Origin of the sequence: Streptomyces sp. NPDC127197 (assembly GCF_042672405.1) — a bacterium.
Taxonomy (GTDB): domain Bacteria; phylum Actinomycetota; class Actinomycetes; order Streptomycetales; family Streptomycetaceae; genus Streptomyces; species Streptomyces flavusporus.
On the sequence record NZ_JBHXVG010000012.1, the window covers coordinates 146,009 to 162,700 of the forward strand.

Here is a 16,692-nt window from a genome sequence, read left to right on the forward strand (position 1 = left end):
CCCATGGCCCGGGCGACAATGGCCGCGACAAGAGAGGGACGAACGCTCGTGCACTGGACCTTGGTGATACCTGTGAAGTCTCTGGCGCGGGCCAAGAGCAGGCTTTCCGACGCCGCCGGCGACGGGCTGCGCCCGGGCCTCGCCCTCGCTTTCGCGCAGGACACGGTGGCCGCCGCGCTGATCTGCCCGGCGGTGCGGGATGTGGCAGTTGTCACGGACGACGCCCTGGCGGGCCGGGAGCTGGCCGCGCTGGGCGCCCGGATCGTCACGGACGAGCCGAGCGGCGGCCTGAACGCCGCTCTGGCGCACGGAGCGGCAACCGTCCGGGCCGAACGCCCCGAAAGCCCCGTCGCCGCACTGAACGCCGATCTTCCCGCCCTGCGCCCACCGGAATTGGCCCGGGTACTGGAGGCGGCCGGGGAATTCCCGCGCGCTTTTCTCCCCGATGCGGCCGCAATCGGTACGACACTGCTGGCGGCCGCTCCGGGCCGGGAATTGCTCCCGGCGTTCGGCACGGATTCCAGGGTCCGCCATCGCGCATCCGGTGCGGTGGAACTCGGCCTCGGGGGCGTGGATTCGGTACGCCAGGACGTGGACACCGGCGACGATCTGCGTGCGGCGCTCGCGCTGGGAGTGGGACCGCGTACGGCAGCGGCCACCGCGCGGTTGCTGATCCCGGGGCAGTAGGCTGCCGTCATGCAGGCCACCGCATACACGTACGACGCCGAGACGCGCAGCGGGCAGGTGCTGCTCGACGACGGCACTCCGGTGCCCTTCGACGCCGCCGCCTTCGATGCGGGCGGGCTCAGACTGCTGCGGCCCGGGCAGCGGGTGCGCATCGAGGTGGAGGGGCCCGAGGACAATCCCCGGATCACCCTGGTGACACTCCAGACGCTCTGAAACCCCCCTGCTCAACCGCCCCGAAACACACCGCGGGCCGGGCTCCCGACGGGAGTCCGGCCCGGCGCGTGAGTAATTCCGCGCCGCTACCTCTTGCGGGCGGTGGTCTTCTTGGCGGCGCTCTTGCGCGCCGTCGACTTCTTGGCGGGGGCCTTCTTGGCCGTCGCCTTCTTCGCCGGGGCCTTCTTGGCAGTGGTCTTCTTCGCTGCGGTGGTCTTGGCGGCCGCCGTGGTCTTCTTGGCGGGGGCCTTCTTCGCCGCGGCCTTCTTCGCAGCCGCCGTGGCCTTCTTGGCGGGCGCCTTCTTCGCCGCGGCCTTCTTCGCGGCGGCCTTGGTGGCCTTCTTGGCGGCGGCCTTCTTGACCGTGGCCGCGGCACCGCCGGTCAGGCTGCCCTTGGGCGCCTTCTTGACGGCGACCTCGCCCCCGCGCGGGAGCTTCTTCGAGCCGCTCACCAGATCTTTGAAACCCTGGCCCGCGCGGAACCGCGGCACCGAGGTCTTCTTGACCCGAACCCGCTCGCCCGTCTGAGGGTTGCGGGCGTACCGGGCCGGCCGGTCGACCTTCTCGAACGAACCGAAGCCGGTGACCGAGACCCGCTCACCTGCGACGACCGCTCGGACGATGGCGTCCAGTACATGATCGACAGCGTCGGCAGCCTGCTGGCGGCCGCCCATCTTGTCGGCAATCGCTTCTACGAGCTGCGCCTTGTTCACGTCTTCCCCTTCGGAGACATCGCCAGAACGAAAGTGTTCAAGCTTTTTCGCACGTTAGGCAGATATATACCGCAAATCAAACACGAAACGGGCTAATCACCCTTGTGCCGCAGCTGACTCGACGGTTCCGGGCTGTTCAGGCTTCCTCTTCGGGGAATCGACCCTCGTCGAGGTCGGCTGTGAACCGCTCCAGACGCCTTGTCGCATCGGCAAGATCGTGCTTGGCCGCGGCCGTGATGACCAGCAGCTTCCGGGTCAGCGCCATCCGTACGCCCTCCGGGACTTGCAGTGCGCGCACCCTTGCGTGCGCTTCCTTGAGTTGGTCCGCGACCGCCGCATAGAGCTCGAGTTGGCCGTCGTGTTCCATGCACAGATTGTGCCATCTGGGGCGAGTTGTCGCCTGCCCGGGGTGGCAACTGCCGCCTCAAACGGCCGTCCGGGCCCCTGTCGACGCCGCGTTGTCAAGGCTCGCGTACCCCGACAACAACCGCCCTAACGTGGGAACTTGAAGGAACGGACGGTGCCGCGCGCGGCACCGTCCGGGCGCAAAAACGGCTGTACCCCCGATCGGTCGATCGGGGGTACAGCCGGGGCGTTGAGGTGGCCGAAACTCGACCGCCGCGGGGCCCGAAGGTTCAGACCTTCAGCGTGCGCGGCTTGTACGCGGGCCGCCCCGCCTCGTACGTGGCGATGTCGCCCTCGTTCTGCAGCGTGATGGAGATGTCGTCCAGCCCGTTCAGCAGCCGCCAGCGGGAGTTCTCGTCCAGCTCGAAGGAGGCGGTGATGCCCTCCGCGCGCACCTCGCGGCGCTCCAGGTCGACGGTGATCTCGGCCTGCGGGTCCTGTTCCGTGAGCTCCCACAGCGCGTCGACGATCTTCTGCTCCAGAACCACCGTGAGCAGCCCGTTCTTCAGCGAGTTTCCGCGGAAGATATCGGCGAAGCGGGAGGAGATCACGGTCTTGAAGCCGTAGTTCTGCAGCGCCCAGACGGCGTGCTCACGCGAGGAGCCGGTGCCGAAGTCGGGGCCGGCGACCAGCACGGTCGCACCCTGCCGCTCGGGCTGGTTGAGGATGAAGGACGCGTCCTTGCGCCAGGCCTCGAACAGCCCGTCCTCGAACCCGTCCCGGGTCACCTTCTTGAGCCAGTGGGCGGGGATGATCTGGTCGGTGTCGACGTTGCTGCGGCGCAGCGGGACGGCCCGGCCGGTGTGGGTGGTGAATGCTTCCATGACTGATCAGACTCCAGCGGGCGTACGGGCGGGCTCTTCGGTCAGGTCGGCCGGGGAGGCCAGGTGGCCGAGCACGGCGGTCGCGGCGGCGACCTGCGGCGACACCAGGTGCGTACGGCCGCCCTTGCCCTGCCTGCCCTCGAAGTTGCGGTTGGAGGTGGACGCGGAGCGCTCACCGGGGGCCAGCTGGTCGGGGTTCATGCCGAGGCACATCGAGCAGCCCGCGTGCCGCCATTCGGCGCCGGCCTCCTTGAAGACGACGTCCAGCCCCTCGGAGACGGCCTGCAGACCGACCCGCGCGGAGCCCGGGACGACCAGCATCCGTACGCCGTCGGCGACTTTGCGGCCCTTCAGGAGCTCGGCGGCGGCGCGCAGGTCCTCGATGCGGCCATTGGTGCAGGAGCCTACGAAGACGGTGTCCACCTTGATGGAGCGCAGCGGCTGCCCGGCCTCCAACCCCATGTATTCCAGGGCCTTTTCGGCGGCCAGGCGCTCCGAAGCGTCTTCGTACGAAGCAGGGTCGGGGACGGCGGCCGAAAGAGGCGCGCCCTGGCCGGGGTTGGTGCCCCAGGTGACGAACGGCGACAGTTCGCCGGCGTTGATGACGACTTCGGCGTCGAACTCGGCGTCGTCGTCGGTGCGCAGCGTCTTCCAGTACTCCACCGCCGCGTCCCAGTCGGCACCCTCGGGGGCGTGCGGGCGGCCCTTGAGGTAGGCGAACGTGGTCTCGTCGGGGGCGATCATGCCCGCGCGGGCGCCGGCCTCGATCGACATGTTGCAGATGGTCATCCGGGCCTCCATCGAGAGCTTCTCGATGGCGGAACCGCGGTACTCCAGGATGTAGCCCTGGCCGCCGCCGGTGCCGATCCTGGCGATGATCGCCAGGATCAGGTCCTTGGCGGTGACGCCCTCGGGCAGTTCGCCGTCGACCGTGATCGCCATGGTCTTCGGGCGGGCCATGGGCAGCGTCTGGGTGGCCAGCACGTGCTCGACCTGCGAGGTGCCGATACCGAACGCCAGCGCGCCGAAGGCGCCGTGCGTGGAGGTGTGGGAGTCGCCGCAGACGACGGTGGTGCCGGGCTGGGTGAGTCCCAGCTGCGGGCCGACGACGTGGACGACGCCCTGCTCGACGTCGCCGAGCGGGTGCAGCCGTACGCCGAACTCGGCGCAGTTCTTGCGCAGCGTCTCCAGCTGGGCGCGGGAGACCGGGTCCGCGATGGGCTTGTCGATGTCGAGGGTGGGGGTGTTGTGGTCCTCGGTCGCGATGGTGAGGTCGAGGCGGCGCACCTTCCGGCCGCTCTTGCGGAGGCCGTCGAAGGCCTGCGGGCTGGTCACCTCGTGCAGCAGGTGCAGATCAATGTAGAGGAGGTCGGGCTCGCCCTCGGCGCGCCGGACGACATGGTCGTCCCAGACCTTCTCCGCGAGTGTCCTACCCATCGCTTTCCCTCCGGTCGGCAAAGGTGCGCCGACCCAACTAGAGATCTTGAGGAGGCGGCGCCCGCGCCCCGGTGTCCGGGCGCCCGCCGCCAGGCCCGTCGGTCCGCGGGCCACTGTGCCTTCGTGACATCCAGGGTGGCGTGTTCCACCGAAAATTGAACTTGCGTTTCACAGAGTGAGACGCAAGTATCGTTGCATGGACAACAGTAGCGGCGTCGGCGTTCTGGACAAGGCGGCCCTCGTCCTGAGCGCTCTGGAGTCCGGTCCGGCCACCCTCGCGGGTCTGGTCGCGGCCACCGGACTGGCACGACCCACGGCTCACCGCCTGGCCGTGGCTTTGGAACACCACCGTATGGTGGCGCGCGACATGCAGGGCCGTTTCATTCTCGGCCCGCGGCTGGCAGAACTGGCCGCGGCCGCCGGCGAGGACCGCCTCCTCGCCACGGCGGGCCCGGTGCTCACCCACCTCCGTGACGTCACGGGCGAGAGTGCACAGCTCTACCGACGCCAGGGCGACATGCGCATCTGCGTCGCCGCGGCGGAGCGCCTGTCCGGCCTGCGGGACACGGTCCCGGTCGGCTCGACGCTCACGATGAAGGCCGGCTCCTCGGCGCAGATCCTCATGGCCTGGGAGGAGCCGGAGCGCCTGCACCGGGGTCTGCAGGGCGCCCGCTTCACGGCCACCGCACTCTCGGGCGTACGACGCCGGGGCTGGGCGCAGTCGATCGGCGAGCGCGAGCCGGGCGTCGCGTCCGTCTCCGCACCGGTACGCGGCCCCTCCAACCGCGTCGTGGCCGCCGTCTCCGTCTCCGGCCCCATCGAGCGCCTCACGCGCCACCCGGGCCGTATGCACGCGCAGGCGGTCATCGACGCCGCCGCCCGTCTCTCCGAGGCCCTGCGCCGCTCGAGCTGACCAGCGGCCGGTGACCGGGAGGAGGGCCCGCCTCAACGCCGCGGCAGGCCCGTCCCCGACATCCGCCCCGCTCACTTCACCTTGAGTCGGTCGGCCGCACGGTCGCCGCGCCGGGCGACCGGCACCACCCCGGTGGCCCGGCCGAGGCCGAACTCGGGCATGTTCACGTAGACCGACTCGTAGGACCCGGCGGGCACGACATACGTCTCGTGCCAGAAGCCGACCTTCCCCTTCCCCGCGCGCAGCCGCCGGTTGAAGGCGGCCCAGGCCGGGCGGTGCCGCCGGTCCGGCGCCGAGGCGTAGGCGAGGAGCTTCTCCTTCGAGTCCCAGTACTGCACGACGTACAGCACCCGCGGGAAGCCCAGCAGGAACTGGTACCCCAGCAGTCCGCTGTCCTTCTCGCGCGAGAGCTCCGCCAGCATGGGCGGCATGGCCTTGGCGACCGGCCACCAACTCCGCAGCGCCGCAAAGCTGTTGATGCGCATCCCGATGAGGAAGACGACGATCTCGCCCTCACCCGCAGCGGTCATGCGCCCTTCGATCGGCTTGCTCATGATGTCCCCCATCCCGTCATTGGATAGCGTCGCTATCCATGCTTGGATAGTGACACTCCCCAACAGGGAGCGCAAGCGGAAACTCGAACACGGGACGGACATGCGACTGGCGGAGCTGAGTGAGCGCAGCGGGGTCTCCACGGCCACGATCAAGTACTACCTGCGCGAGGGCCTGCTCCCGCCGGGCCGCCGGGTCACCGCCACCCAGGCCGAGTACGGCGAGGAGCACCTGCGCCGGCTGCGCCTGGTGCGGGCACTGATCCAGGTCGGCGGGGTCTCGGTGGCCTCCGCTCGCGACGTGCTCGCCGCACTGGACGACGACTCCCTGGACCACAACGCGCGCCTGGGCACCGCCGTGTGGGCCCTCCCGCACGGCAGGCCCGCCGACGCGGAGGACCCGGCGACCGAGACGGCCCGGCAGCGCGCGGACCGCCTGCTGGAGCTGCTCGGCTGGGGCTACGGCCCCACGACCGACGTGACACCCCCCGCGCTCGGGACGCTCGTCACCGCGATCGCCGCCCTGGAGCGGCTCGGATACCCCTGCGCCATCGAGGACTTGGAGCCGTACGCCCGCGCGCTGGGGCAGCTCGCCGTCCACGATCTGGATCTGGTGGAGCGGTACGGCGGCACACCGGACGAACAGGTGGAGGCGGCCGTGGCGCTGACCGTGCTGTACGAGCCGGTACTGCTCGCCCTGCGCCGGCTGGCGGAGGCGGAGGAGTCACGCCGCCGGTTCGGCGGGACGTGAGGCCGGCAAGTCGGGGCCGGACACGCCGATGGGCCCCCACCGAAGTGGAGGCCCATCGATCTGCGTACCCCCGACCGGATTCGAACCGGCGCTACCGCCTTGAGAGGGCGGCGTGCTAGGCCGCTACACAACGGGGGCGAGGATCTTGCGTTTCCGCAGATCCGAGCTGGTCTACCTGGACTCGAACCAAGACTAACTGAACCAGAATCAGTCGTGCTGCCAATTACACCATAGACCAATGTGGTTTAGACCAGACAGTACCCCCGACCGGATTCGAACCGGCGCTACCGCCTTGAGAGGGCGGCGTGCTAGGCCGCTACACAACGGGGGCCTTGATCCCGAAGGATCCGTACCCCCGACCGGATTCGAACCGGCGCTACTGCCTTGAGAGGGCAGCGTGCTAGGCCGCTACACAACGGGGGCTTTGCAGATGAGCTCTGCGAGCTGGCCTACCTGGACTCGAACCAAGACTAACTGAACCAGAATCAGTCGTGCTGCCAATTACACCATAGGCCACTGGAACGCAAGCCCCTGAGGGGATCTTGTTCTAGCTTTGCGCTGTCGGTTTCCGGCCTCTCGGCCCGCTCCCCGGCGGCGCAGGAAGAACATTACCTGAAGGTGGACGGGGCTCCAAAACGGCTTTCCGAGCCGAGGATCGCGGGGAGTTCGGTGAGCGAGACGATCCGGTGCGGTCCGGTGGAGGCGTCACCGCTGGTGTACGCGCCGCCACGGTCGATCCAGACCGACAGCAGTCCGGCGTCGGCGGCGCCCCGCCCGTCGATCTCCGGGTGGTCTCCGACGTACGCGACGAGATGCGGCGGCAGGGCCAGCGCCTCGCACGCCGCGAGGAAGGCGCCGGCCTCGGGCTTGGAGACGCCGAGCTCGGCGGCGCACAGCACGGCCTCGAAGCGGTCGCGCACGCCCAGAACGCGCAGCTTGCGGTCCTGGACGTGAAGGCTGGAGTTGGAGAGCACCGCGTGCCGGTGGCTGGCGGCGAGGGCGTCCAGGGCGGGCAGTACGTCCGGGAAGAGAGCCCAGGCGGCCTCGTAGTACCCGATGTACCGCTCGAACCAGGCCTCGGCCTCGGCGTCGCTGAGCTCCTCGCCGAGAAACACCCGTACGCGGTCCCGCCGCTGCTCCTCGAAGGACACCTCACCGGCGGCGAACCGCGCCCACTGCCGATCCGTGACCTGCCGCCAGTGCGCGAGGGCCTGCTCGACGCTGTCGTACCCGTCGAGCAGGCCCTCGGCCGCCAGGTGCGCACGCATTCCGGCGCGGTCCGCGGCCGTGTAGTCGAAAAGCGTGTCGTCGACGTCCCAGACCACGGCCTGAATGCTCATGGCCCGACGGTAACCCGGCGACCGCGGGTTCCGGGCGGGTACGGCGAAGGGGCGGCACCCGTTCCGGATGCCGCCCCTCATGTGCGCTACGCCGTCAGCTTCGCCAGCGCCGCGTCGATACGGGCCAGCGTCTTCTCCTTGCCCAGGACCTCCAGGGACTCGAAGAGCGGCAGGCCGACCGTGCGGCCGGTGACGGCGACCCGGACCGGGGCCTGGGCCTTGCCGAGCTTGAGGCCGTGGGCCTCACCGGCGGCCAGGACGGCCTCCTTCAGGGACTCGGCGGAGTTCCAGTCGGCCGCGTCGAGCTTCTCGCGGGCGGTGCGCAGCAGGGCGTCGGAGCCCTCCTTCATCGCCTTGTTCCAGCTCGCCTCGTCGAAGACCGGCTCCGGCAGGAACAGGAAGTCGACGTTGTCGGTGATCTCGGAGAGGACCTTCAGACGGGTCTGTGCGTGCGGGGCGATGGCCTGCCACTTCACCTCGTCGAAGGCCTCCGGGGCCCACGGGGCGAATGGGGCCTGGAGCCACGGGCGGCAGCGCTCTGTGAAGTCCTTCACATCGAGCAGGCGGATGTGGTCGGCGTTGATCGCTTCGCACTTCTTGAGGTCGAAGCGGGCCGGGTTGGGGTTCACGTCCGCGATGTCGAAGGCCGCGACCATCTCGTCCGTGGTGAAGATGTCCTGGTCGGCCGAGAGCGACCAGCCGAGGAGCGAGAGGTAGTTGAGGAGGCCCTCGGGGAGGAAGCCGCGCTCCCGGTAGAGGTTGAGCGACGACTGCGGGTCGCGCTTGGAGAGCTTCTTGTTGCCCTCACCCATCACGTACGGCAGGTGCCCGAACTCCGGGATGCCCTTGGCGATGCCCAGTTCGATCAGCGCCTTGTACAGGGCGATCTGGCGCGGGGTGGAGGAGAGCAGGTCCTCGCCGCGCAGGATGTGCGTGATCTCCATCAGGGCGTCGTCGACGGGGTTCACGAGCGTGTAGAGGGGAGCGCCGTTCGCCCGGACGATCCCGTAGTCCGGGACGTTCTCCGGCGTGAACGTCAGCTCGCCGCGGACCAGGTCCGTGAAAGTGATCGTCTCGTCCGGCATGCGGAAGCGGACGATCGGGGTGCGGCCCTGCGCCTGGTACTCGGCGATCTGCTCGGCGGTCAGGGCGCGGCAGTGACCGTCGTAGCCGGACGGCTTGCCGGCGGCGCGGGCGGCCTCGCGGCGGGTGTCCAGCTCCTCCTGGGAGCAGTAGCAGTGGTAGGCGTGGCCGGCGTCCAGGAGCTTCTGGGCCACGTCCTGGTAGATGTCCATGCGCTGCGACTGGCGGTACGGCGCGTGCGGGCCGCCGATCTCGGGGCCCTCGTCCCAGTCGAAGCCGAGCCAGCGCATCGAGTCGAGCAGCTGCTCGTAGGACTCCTCGGAGTCGCGGGCCGCGTCGGTGTCCTCGATGCGGAAGACCAGGGTGCCGCCGTGGTGCCGTGCGAAAGCCCAGTTGAACAGGGCGGTGCGGACCAGGCCCACGTGGGGGTTACCGGTGGGCGACGGACAGAAACGTACGCGAACGGGGGAGCCGGGTGCGCTAGCCACGCTTGACAACCTTGTTGGTGAGAGTGCCGATGCCTTCGATGCTGACGGAGACCTCGTCGCCGACAGCGAGGGGGCCGACCCCCGCGGGGGTGCCCGTGAGGATCACGTCGCCGGGGAGCAGCGTCATGGCCTCGGAGATGTTGACGATCAGATCCTCGACCGGATGGATCATCTCGCTGGTGCGGCCGAGCTGGCGTTGCTGTCCGTTGACGGTGAGCTGGATGGTGAGGTCCGACGGGTCGAGGTCGGTCTCCACCCAGGGGCCGAGCGGGCAGGAGGTGTCGAAGCCCTTGGCCCTGGCCCACTGCTTCTCGCGCCTCTGCACGTCACGGGCGGTGATGTCGTTGGCGCAGGTGTAGCCCAGAATCACGTCCTTGACGCGCTCGCGCGGGACCTCGCGGCACATGCGGCCGATCACGACGGCCAGCTCGGCCTCGTGGTGGAGTTCCTCGGAGAAGGAGGGGTACTGGATCTCGTCGCCGGGGCCGATCACCGAGGTGGACGGCTTGAAGAAGGCGAACGGGGCGTCCGGGACCTCGTTGCCCAGCTCGCGCGCGTGCTCGGCGTAGTTGCGGCCGAAGGCCACGACCTTGTTGGGGAGCACCGGCGGCAGCAGCCGGACCTTGCTCAGCGGGACCTTCGTACCGGAGAGCTCGAAGTCCGCGAACGGGATGCCCTTGATGATGTCGAGGACGAGCTCGTCCGGCTTGTCGCCCTCGACCGCGCCGAAGGCAACGTTCCCGTCGATGGAGAACCTGGCGATGCGCACGGGATGCTTGGCCCCTTGACTGAGCTGGCTGAAGTCTGACGCTCCAGGCTATCTCGGCGGGGCCTGTCCGGCGGGATCAGGCCGGAGGGAGGGAACGGCGGCGTCGCACCGTCCCGGGGCGCAACAGGGCGCCTCGCGCATGACATCGCGAGGCGCCCTGTGTCTGCCTGCCCCTACTCCGCCGCCGCAGCCCCGGCCGGGGCGTCCATCAGGACGGTGCGGCGGGGGTTGGCGGTCTGGGCCGGGAGGTCGACGGAGTGCTCCGGGTGATCCGGGGTCTGCAGTTCGTCGGCGTCGTCGAGGTGCGCCAGCGTCGTGCGCCGCGGGTTGGCTATCGTGCGGAACATCATCGTCGTCTTCACGGTTGTACTGAACCCTGTCGTGTACGGGGCGCCGGAAGCGCCGGTTGGCAGAAGGTCGCCTCTTGTAAAGCGTCAGGCTAAACATCCGATTCCCAGCGGATGGCACGCAGCGCCCTGCGGCCGCGTGTGAGTTTGCTCACGAACCCGAGCTCAAACCGGTCAATTCAGGCTGGCAACTCATACCAACGAAACGGACATTGACCACCTGAAGCCAACATTCCGCTCCTGATCATCTCGACTGGGACACCCCGCCCGCCTCGGCGACTCGCCCAGAAATGTCCGCTATAAGGCGGAGGTCGCTCTACGTGTCGTGACGCGCCCCTCACGCGGTGTCACGGATGTCACAGCCTGACCAACTGGCCTTGTTGGAGATCCGGCACTGTGCTGGAATTCCACGGACCGCCGCAGGATCGAGCCGGCGCGCAGGGGGCGCGAAACAGCGCCGAGTGGCGGCGAGAAGGGGGAGTCCAGCGCCGGTCACTCACGACCATCCGGGTGCGCATTCAGGGCGCTCCCGATCGACGCCGACACCGTCCTTCCGTTCGCGGAGGGGCGCCTGGTCCAGAGGTTGCGACGCTAGTGCAGGGACGTTTCAAGAGGGATGGCAGCGCTTCGGCGGAGCCGGAGCCGCACGGCGGGACCGACCGCGGTTCCTCGCCCCAGCACGCCCAGGGCCCGGGCCCGTCCGGTGACGGCGGTGCGCGCCCCGGCGCGTCGGCGTCTTCGGGCACTCCGGCGCCCGCTCCGACGGTGAAGCCTCCGCAGGGATCGAGCGGCCCCGGCCCGCGAATAGCCCTGCGTAACTGGCGCATCTCCACCCGTCTGGTGTCGCTGCTCGCGCTGCCGGTGGTCGCGGCCACCTCGCTCGGCGCACTGCGTATCAACCAGTCCATGGACGACATCCAGCAGCTCGACAACATGAAGCTGCTGACGGAGATGACCAAGCAGGCGACCGAGCTGGCCGCCGCGCTCCAGGAGGAGCGCGACCAGTCCGCCGGCCCGCTGGCGCACGGCTCGACGGCCAGCGCGACCACGGTCAAGGGCTTCCAGACCAAGACGGACCGGGCGCTGGAGAACTTCCTCGCCGCCTCCGAGGAGGTCGACTCCGCCAGCAAGGACGGCAACCTCCAGGGCGTCCGCGACAGCTTGGTCGGCCTCGCCCGCGACCTCAACGGCCTCAACGAGATCCGCAGCAACGCCTACGAGGCCGAGGACAACTCCACGCAGACGGTGGAGGCCTACCACCGCCTCATCACGCACCTGCTCGACCTCTCGCAGGACATGGCGGAGGCGACCAGCAACCCCGACATGATCCAGCGCACCCGCGCCCTGTCGGCGTTCTCCTCCGCCAAGGAGTACGCGTCGATCCAGCGCGCGGTCCTCGCGGCAGCACTGCCCGCGAACAACAAGACGGCCGGCGACCTGTCCGAGAACGACCGCCTGTACGCCGAATCGGCGCTGGAGAGCCAGATCTCCGAACTGCGCAGTTTCACCAGCATCTACGGCGACGGGGCCGAGGAACTCCTCGCGCCCATCGACCAGAACAACGCGACCATCGAGGCCACCGACACCTACGCCGGCCGCGCGCTGCGGGAGAACGGCCTGGCCGGGTTGGAGAGGCGCTCCTACCGGGACTGGCTGGACGACAGCTCCACCAAGATCCAGCAGATGAAGAACATCGAGCGCACCCTGCTCGAGGACATGGAGCAGAAGGCGCGCCAGCTGCGCAGTGAGTCGGAGCGCGAGGCGATCATCTCCGGTGCGCTGATCCTGCTCGTGCTCGGCGTGTCGCTGGTCGGCGCCTTCGTGGTGGCCCGGTCCATGATCCGCTCGCTGCGCCGCCTGGAGGACACCGCGACGAAGGTCGCCCAGGACCGGCTGCCCGAGCTGGTCAAGCAGCTGTCCGAGTCCGACCCGCAGGACGTGGACACGTCCGTGGAGTCGGTCGGTGTGCACTCCCGCGACGAGATCGGCCGAGTGGCCGCGGCGTTCGACGACGTGCACCGCGAGGCGGTCCGCCTCGCCGCCGAGCAGGCCCTGCTGCGGGGCAACGTCAACGCGATGTTCACCAACCTCTCGCGTCGCTCCCAGGGTCTGATCCAGCGCCAGCTGTCGCTGATCTCCGAACTGGAGTCCCGTGAGGCGGACCCGGACCAGCTGGCCTCGCTGTTCAAGCTGGACCACCTCGCCACCCGTATGCGCCGTAACGGCGAGAACCTCCTCGTCCTCGCGGGTGAGGAGCCCGGCCGGCGCTGGACCCGCCCGGTCCCGCTGGTCGACGTGCTCCGGGCCGCCGCGTCCGAGGTGGAGCAGTACGAGCGCATCGAGCTGGCCGCGGTGCCGACCACCCAGGTCGCCGGCCGCGTGGTCAACGACCTCGTGCACCTGCTCGCCGAGCTGCTGGAGAACGCCACGTCGTTCTCCTCGCCGCAGACCAAGGTCAAGGTCACCGGTCACGCCCTGCCCGACGGCCGGGTGCTGATCGAGATCCACGACACCGGTATCGGCCTCTCTCCCGAGGACCTCGCCCAGATCAACGAGCGGCTCGCCTCGCCGCCCACCGTGGACGTCTCCGTCTCCCGGCGCATGGGTCTGTTCGTGGTCGGCCGGCTGTCGCAGCGGCACGGCATCCGGATCCAGCTGCGCCCGTCCGACTCCGGTGGTACGACCGCGCTGGTCATGCTGCCCGTCGATGTCGCCCAGGGCGGCAAGAAGCCGCAGGGCAAGCCCGGTCAGGGTGGCGCCGGTGGCCCGGCCGCGGCGCAGGCTGCCGCCGGTGTGGCCGCGGCCCGCCGTGGCAACGGCGGTTCGCTGGGCGCCGGTGCGCCGGCCGCGGGCGGTGCCCTCGGCGCCGGTGCGTCCGGTGGCGGTGGCCGGCTCGGTGCCGGCCAGGGGCCGCGGGCCGAGCTGCCGGGCCGGGACTCGGGCGGCCGTCCGGGGGCTCCGGGCGGCGCACGCGGACCGCAGACTCCCCCGGCGCCCCAGCAGGGCCGGCCCGCCCCGGCGGGTGCCCAGGCCGCCGGTGCCCCGCAGGGCCAGGACGGCCGCGGCAACATGCCGCCGCAGCGCGGCGACGCGGGCGCGGGTACCGAGCGCGGCCGGCGCGGACGTCAGCCGCAGCTGCCGCCGCGCGGTGGCGCACGGGCCGAGCTGCCGGGCGGCAACCAGCAGTCCCGGCCGAGCTGGAGCGACGAGAACGCGCAGCCGCCGGTGCCGCGCGCCGCGCTGGACACCCCGCGCGGCCACGAGGAGCCGGACGTCTCGCAGACGGCCCGGATGCCCCGCGTGGACGACCGTCAGGGCCCCGGCTCCACCGCCGAGATGCCGGCGGTTCCGCGGATCGACGACCGCCAGGGCCCCGGTGCCCCGAACGGCCGGCAGAACGGCGGCCAGTTCGTCCGCCCGGACGTCTTCGGCACGCAGAACGGCCCGGACAGCTCGTCCACGACGGGGCAGTTCGCCGCACCTCAGGCGCACGACAACGGCTCCACCGGCCAGTACGCCGCTCCGCAGCGGTACGACAACGGCTCCACCGGTCAGTTCCCGGCGCCCCAGGCGTACGGCAACGGCTCCACGGGACAGTTCCCGGTTCCTCCCGCTCCTCAGGCTTACGACAACGGGGCTACCGGCCAGTTCTCCACGCCGGGCCACGACGGCTCCTCGACCGGGCAGCACGCGCTGCCCGGCGGCCACCAGAACCCCTCGGGTCCGGGCCAGTACGAGCGGCCGCAGGGCGACTTCGGTGCCCAGCGGCCCCCGGCCCCGCAGCGTCCGCAGCAGCGGCCCGCCCGCCCGGAGCCGGAGGCGCTGCCGCCGGCCTCGGGTCCCGGTGACGGGCGTACGCCGCTGTACGACACGCTGGAGACCAACTGGTTCCACGGCCAGCAGGGCCAGCAGCCCCAGCAGGGTCAGCAGCCCGAGCCGCAGCGCCGGCCCGACCGGCCGCAGGGCAACGGCTCCGCACCGGCCCCGCGCCAGCCGCAGGCCTCCGCGGCCCCTCAGCGTCCCGCCGCCACCTGGCGCAGCTCGCCGAACGACGATCTCGTCCGGCAGGCGGAGCGTGTCCGGCAGCCGGCCGCGGGCGGTGTCACCACCTCCGGTCTGCCGCGCCGGGTGCCCCGGGCGAACCTCGTCCCGGGCACTGCTCAGCAGCAACCGCACCAGAGCGGTCCGCAGGTCTCGCGTGCGCCCCAGGACGTGCGCGGCCGGCTGACCAACCTCCGTCGGGGTATCGCACAGGGCCGTCAGGCCGGGTCCGGCCAGACGGGCAGTTTCCCGAGCCCCACTCACCAGCAGGAGCGTTAGTTGAGTCCGATGAGCCAGGCGGCACAGAACCTGAACTGGTTGATCACCAACTTCGTGGACAACACCCCCGGGGTGTCCCACACCGTCGTCGTGTCCGCCGACGGTCTCCTCCTGGCGCTGTCGGAGGGCTTTCCGCGCGACCGGGCCGACCAGTTGGCGGCGGTCGCGTCGGGGCTCACCTCGCTGACGGCCGGGGCCTCCCGGATCTTCGAGGGGGGCGACGTGGCACAGACCGTAGTGGAGATGGAGCGAGGTTTCCTCTTCCTCATGTCCATCTCGGACGGCTCGTCCCTGGCCGTCCTCGCGCACCCCGAGTGCGACATCGGTCTCATCGGCTACGAGATGGCGCTGCTGGTCGACCGCGCGGGCGCGGTGCTCACGCCCGACCTGCGTGCCGAACTGCAAGGAAGTCTGCTCCACTAGCGATCCCGGATCCACCCGTCTCACCAAATCACCGTCCGGCCGCCACAATCCCCCCACCGGCCCCCGTCAGACGGCACGACTGACCAACTTGCTGTCCCGCCCGGAGGATTCATGACCCCGCCCACCGCCTCTCATGATCCGTACACAGATCCGTACGGGGACGAGGGCGACCAGCCGCTGGTACGTCCGTACGCGATGACCGGCGGCCGGACCCGGCCGCGCTACCAGCTCGCCCTCGAGGCACTGATCAGCACGACGGCCGACCCGGCAGCGCTCATGGGGCTGCTCCCGGAGCACCAGCGCATCTGCCATCTGTGCCGCGAGGTGAAGTCGGTCGCCGAGGTGTCGGCGCTGCTCGCCATGCCGCTCGGGGTGGCCCGGATCCTTGTGGCGGACCTCGCCGAGGCCGGGCTCGTGGCCGTCCACCAGCCGGGCGGCGACGAGAACAACGGCGGTGCTCCGGACGTGACACTGCTCGAAAGGGTGCTCAGTGGACTTCGCAAGCTCTGAACCGAGAGGCGCCACCACATCGGCGAAGATCGTGGTGGCGGGCGGCTTCGGCGTGGGCAAGACCACGTTCGTCGGCGCCGTCTCGGAGATCAACCCGCTGCGCACCGAGGCGGTCATGACGTCCGCGAGCGCGGGCATCGACGACCTCACGCACACCGGGGGCAAGACCACTACAACGGTGGCCATGGACTTCGGCCGTATCACCCTGGACCAGGACCTGATCCTGTACCTGTTCGGTACGCCGGGCCAGGACCGCTTCTGGTTCATGTGGGACGACCTGGTGCGCGGCGCCATCGGCGCGGTGGTGCTGGTGGACACGCGCCGGCTGGCGGACTGCTTCCCGGCCGTGGACTACTTCGAGAACAGCGGTCTGCCGTTCGTCGTCGCCCTCAACGGCTTCGACGGCCAGCAGCCGTACCAGCCCGATGAGGTCCGCGAGGCACTCCAGATCGGCCCGGACACCCCGATCATCACCACCGACGCCCGGCACCGCGCAGATGCCAAGTCCGCGCTGATCACGCTGGTCGAGCACGCGTTGATGGCCCGGCTGAAGTAGCACTCAAATAGGCAGCGCCGTACGGCAGTTGCCGTAGGCATATGAGTACGGATGCCGAAGCCGGCTGTGGCCTTTGACACGGTCGGCTTCGGTGTTCATAACGTTTCGGCAGAGGAATCGGGTGGCACCGCCACGCGTCGCGGTCGACTGGTGTCGCTGCGCGCACAAAAGCCCCGTCTTTTGACGGGGCTCGCTCTTTATGACCGTTTTATCTGGGGCCTGGACCGCTCGGAATCCCCGTCATCCCATGTTTGGAAGAGCGCAGGTCGACGTGCTGGAATGCCTGAACTGCCCAAAGGTCAAAGACGTACTCGATGGTCGTTGGCGAAGTGGGCTCTGAGACACAGCGGCACGACGTAGGT

17 protein-coding genes and 5 tRNA genes are annotated in these 16,692 nt (G+C 70.0%); 8 read left to right on the forward strand and 14 right to left on the reverse strand.

Annotation, left to right across the window (positions count from 1 at the left end; translation table 11 throughout):
* The first annotated feature begins 48 nt into the window (after positions 1 to 48).
* A complete protein-coding gene (gene cofC / locus ACFVJQ_RS20755; RefSeq protein WP_385512925.1) occupies positions 49 to 687 on the forward strand; it encodes a 2-phospho-L-lactate guanylyltransferase in 639 nt (212 codons plus the stop codon).
* Between the two features lie 9 nt (positions 688 to 696).
* The gene (locus tag ACFVJQ_RS20760; protein ID WP_385512926.1) at positions 697 to 900 is read left to right on the forward strand and encodes a hypothetical protein; all 204 of its coding nucleotides are present in this window, start codon (positions 697 to 699) and stop codon (positions 898 to 900) included.
* Positions 901 to 986: 86 nt separating this feature from the next.
* Here the strand turns inward: ACFVJQ_RS20760 and ACFVJQ_RS20765 are convergent, their stop codons facing one another.
* From ACFVJQ_RS20765 to leuC, 4 genes are all read right to left on the reverse strand, one after another.
* A complete protein-coding gene (locus tag ACFVJQ_RS20765; protein WP_224736872.1) occupies positions 987 to 1,613 on the reverse strand; it encodes an HU family DNA-binding protein in 627 nt (208 codons plus the stop codon).
* Between the two features lie 136 nt (positions 1,614 to 1,749).
* A complete protein-coding gene (locus ACFVJQ_RS20770) occupies positions 1,750 to 1,980 on the reverse strand; it encodes a hypothetical protein (protein ID WP_129801554.1) in 231 nt (76 codons plus the stop codon).
* A gap of 268 nt (positions 1,981 to 2,248) precedes the next feature.
* Entirely contained in the window at positions 2,249 to 2,842 is a 594-nt protein-coding gene (gene leuD / locus ACFVJQ_RS20775; RefSeq protein WP_129801555.1) for a 3-isopropylmalate dehydratase small subunit, read from the reverse strand.
* A 6-nt stretch (positions 2,843 to 2,848) separates the two neighbouring features.
* Positions 2,849 to 4,279 (reverse strand): 3-isopropylmalate dehydratase large subunit, encoded by a 1,431-nt coding sequence (gene leuC, locus ACFVJQ_RS20780; RefSeq protein WP_385512928.1) that lies wholly within the window; start codon positions 4,277 to 4,279, stop codon positions 2,849 to 2,851.
* A gap of 196 nt (positions 4,280 to 4,475) precedes the next feature.
* On the opposite strand from leuC, the gene ndgR reads away from it, so the two are divergent.
* Entirely contained in the window at positions 4,476 to 5,192 is a 717-nt protein-coding gene (gene ndgR / locus ACFVJQ_RS20785; protein WP_129801557.1) for an IclR family transcriptional regulator NdgR, read from the forward strand.
* 71 nt (positions 5,193 to 5,263) lie between these two features.
* Here the strand turns inward: ndgR and ACFVJQ_RS20790 are convergent, their stop codons facing one another.
* Positions 5,264 to 5,746 carry a DUF4188 domain-containing protein gene (locus ACFVJQ_RS20790; RefSeq protein WP_385512929.1) on the reverse strand — a complete coding sequence of 161 codons (483 nt, stop codon included), beginning with the start codon at positions 5,744 to 5,746 and terminating at the stop codon, positions 5,264 to 5,266.
* Positions 5,747 to 5,846: 100 nt separating this feature from the next.
* Between ACFVJQ_RS20790 and ACFVJQ_RS20795 the strand changes: the two genes are divergently transcribed.
* Positions 5,847 to 6,494, forward strand: a complete 648-nt coding sequence (locus ACFVJQ_RS20795; protein ID WP_385512942.1) for a MerR family transcriptional regulator — start codon at positions 5,847 to 5,849, stop codon at positions 6,492 to 6,494.
* A 65-nt stretch (positions 6,495 to 6,559) separates the two neighbouring features.
* On the opposite strand, the gene ACFVJQ_RS20800 is transcribed toward ACFVJQ_RS20795, so the two are convergent.
* The 9 genes from ACFVJQ_RS20800 to ACFVJQ_RS20840 all read right to left on the reverse strand — a co-directional run bounded on the left by ACFVJQ_RS20800 (position 6,560) and on the right by ACFVJQ_RS20840 (position 10,536).
* Positions 6,560 to 6,632: transfer RNA gene (locus tag ACFVJQ_RS20800), tRNA-Glu, on the reverse strand.
* 28 nt (positions 6,633 to 6,660) lie between these two features.
* Positions 6,661 to 6,732 (reverse strand) — tRNA-Gln (locus tag ACFVJQ_RS20805).
* Between the two features lie 20 nt (positions 6,733 to 6,752).
* A tRNA-Glu gene (locus tag ACFVJQ_RS20810) sits at positions 6,753 to 6,825 on the reverse strand.
* Between the two features lie 19 nt (positions 6,826 to 6,844).
* Positions 6,845 to 6,917: transfer RNA gene (locus tag ACFVJQ_RS20815), tRNA-Glu, on the reverse strand.
* A gap of 21 nt (positions 6,918 to 6,938) precedes the next feature.
* A tRNA-Gln gene (locus ACFVJQ_RS20820) sits at positions 6,939 to 7,010 on the reverse strand.
* A 92-nt stretch (positions 7,011 to 7,102) separates the two neighbouring features.
* Positions 7,103 to 7,834 (reverse strand): HAD family hydrolase, encoded by a 732-nt coding sequence (locus ACFVJQ_RS20825; RefSeq protein WP_385512930.1) that lies wholly within the window; start codon positions 7,832 to 7,834, stop codon positions 7,103 to 7,105.
* 86 nt (positions 7,835 to 7,920) lie between these two features.
* Entirely contained in the window at positions 7,921 to 9,405 is a 1,485-nt protein-coding gene (gene gltX / locus ACFVJQ_RS20830; RefSeq protein ID WP_385785724.1) for a glutamate--tRNA ligase, read from the reverse strand.
* Complete coding sequence (locus ACFVJQ_RS20835; RefSeq protein ID WP_385512932.1) at positions 9,398 to 10,174, reverse strand: fumarylacetoacetate hydrolase family protein; 777 nt, start codon at positions 10,172 to 10,174, stop codon at positions 9,398 to 9,400. Before ACFVJQ_RS20835 ends, gltX begins: the two co-directional genes overlap by 8 nt.
* Before the next feature lie 173 nt (positions 10,175 to 10,347).
* The gene (locus ACFVJQ_RS20840; protein WP_385512933.1) at positions 10,348 to 10,536 is read right to left on the reverse strand and encodes a hypothetical protein; all 189 of its coding nucleotides are present in this window, start codon (positions 10,534 to 10,536) and stop codon (positions 10,348 to 10,350) included.
* Positions 10,537 to 11,115: 579 nt separating this feature from the next.
* Between ACFVJQ_RS20840 and ACFVJQ_RS20845 the strand changes: the two genes are divergently transcribed.
* From ACFVJQ_RS20845 to ACFVJQ_RS20860, 4 genes are all read left to right on the forward strand, one after another.
* A complete protein-coding gene (locus tag ACFVJQ_RS20845; protein ID WP_385512934.1) occupies positions 11,116 to 14,841 on the forward strand; it encodes a nitrate- and nitrite sensing domain-containing protein in 3,726 nt (1,241 codons plus the stop codon).
* Between the two features lie 9 nt (positions 14,842 to 14,850).
* Complete coding sequence (locus ACFVJQ_RS20850; protein WP_224734782.1) at positions 14,851 to 15,264, forward strand: roadblock/LC7 domain-containing protein; 414 nt, start codon at positions 14,851 to 14,853, stop codon at positions 15,262 to 15,264.
* Positions 15,265 to 15,375: 111 nt separating this feature from the next.
* A complete protein-coding gene (locus ACFVJQ_RS20855) occupies positions 15,376 to 15,774 on the forward strand; it encodes a DUF742 domain-containing protein (RefSeq protein WP_073941118.1) in 399 nt (132 codons plus the stop codon).
* The gene (locus ACFVJQ_RS20860; RefSeq protein ID WP_224734784.1) at positions 15,755 to 16,330 is read left to right on the forward strand and encodes an ATP/GTP-binding protein; all 576 of its coding nucleotides are present in this window, start codon (positions 15,755 to 15,757) and stop codon (positions 16,328 to 16,330) included. The genes ACFVJQ_RS20855 and ACFVJQ_RS20860 overlap by 20 nt, the downstream gene beginning before the upstream one ends.
* Positions 16,331 to 16,692: the final 362 nt, after the last annotated feature.

Bases quoted from the DNA above. Each gene is read 5' to 3' on its own strand.
- ndgR (WP_129801557.1), top strand. From the start codon at position 4,476: ATGGACAACAGTAGCGGCGTCGGCGTTCTGGACAAGGCGGCCCTCGTC.
- ACFVJQ_RS20790 (WP_385512929.1), bottom strand. From the start codon at position 5,746: ATGAGCAAGCCGATCGAAGGGCGCATGACCGCTGCGGGTGAGGGCGAG.
- leuD (WP_129801555.1), bottom strand. From the start codon at position 2,842: ATGGAAGCATTCACCACCCACACCGGCCGGGCCGTCCCGCTGCGCCGC.
- ACFVJQ_RS20825 (WP_385512930.1), bottom strand. From the start codon at position 7,834: ATGAGCATTCAGGCCGTGGTCTGGGACGTCGACGACACGCTTTTCGAC.
- ACFVJQ_RS20795 (WP_385512942.1), top strand. From the start codon at position 5,847: ATGCGACTGGCGGAGCTGAGTGAGCGCAGCGGGGTCTCCACGGCCACG.
- leuC (WP_385512928.1), bottom strand. From the start codon at position 4,279: ATGGGTAGGACACTCGCGGAGAAGGTCTGGGACGACCATGTCGTCCGG.
- ACFVJQ_RS20760 (WP_385512926.1), top strand. From the start codon at position 697: ATGCAGGCCACCGCATACACGTACGACGCCGAGACGCGCAGCGGGCAG.
- ACFVJQ_RS20850 (WP_224734782.1), top strand. From the start codon at position 14,851: ATGAGCCAGGCGGCACAGAACCTGAACTGGTTGATCACCAACTTCGTG.
- ACFVJQ_RS20855 (WP_073941118.1), top strand. From the start codon at position 15,376: ATGACCCCGCCCACCGCCTCTCATGATCCGTACACAGATCCGTACGGG.
- ACFVJQ_RS20770 (WP_129801554.1), bottom strand. From the start codon at position 1,980: ATGGAACACGACGGCCAACTCGAGCTCTATGCGGCGGTCGCGGACCAA.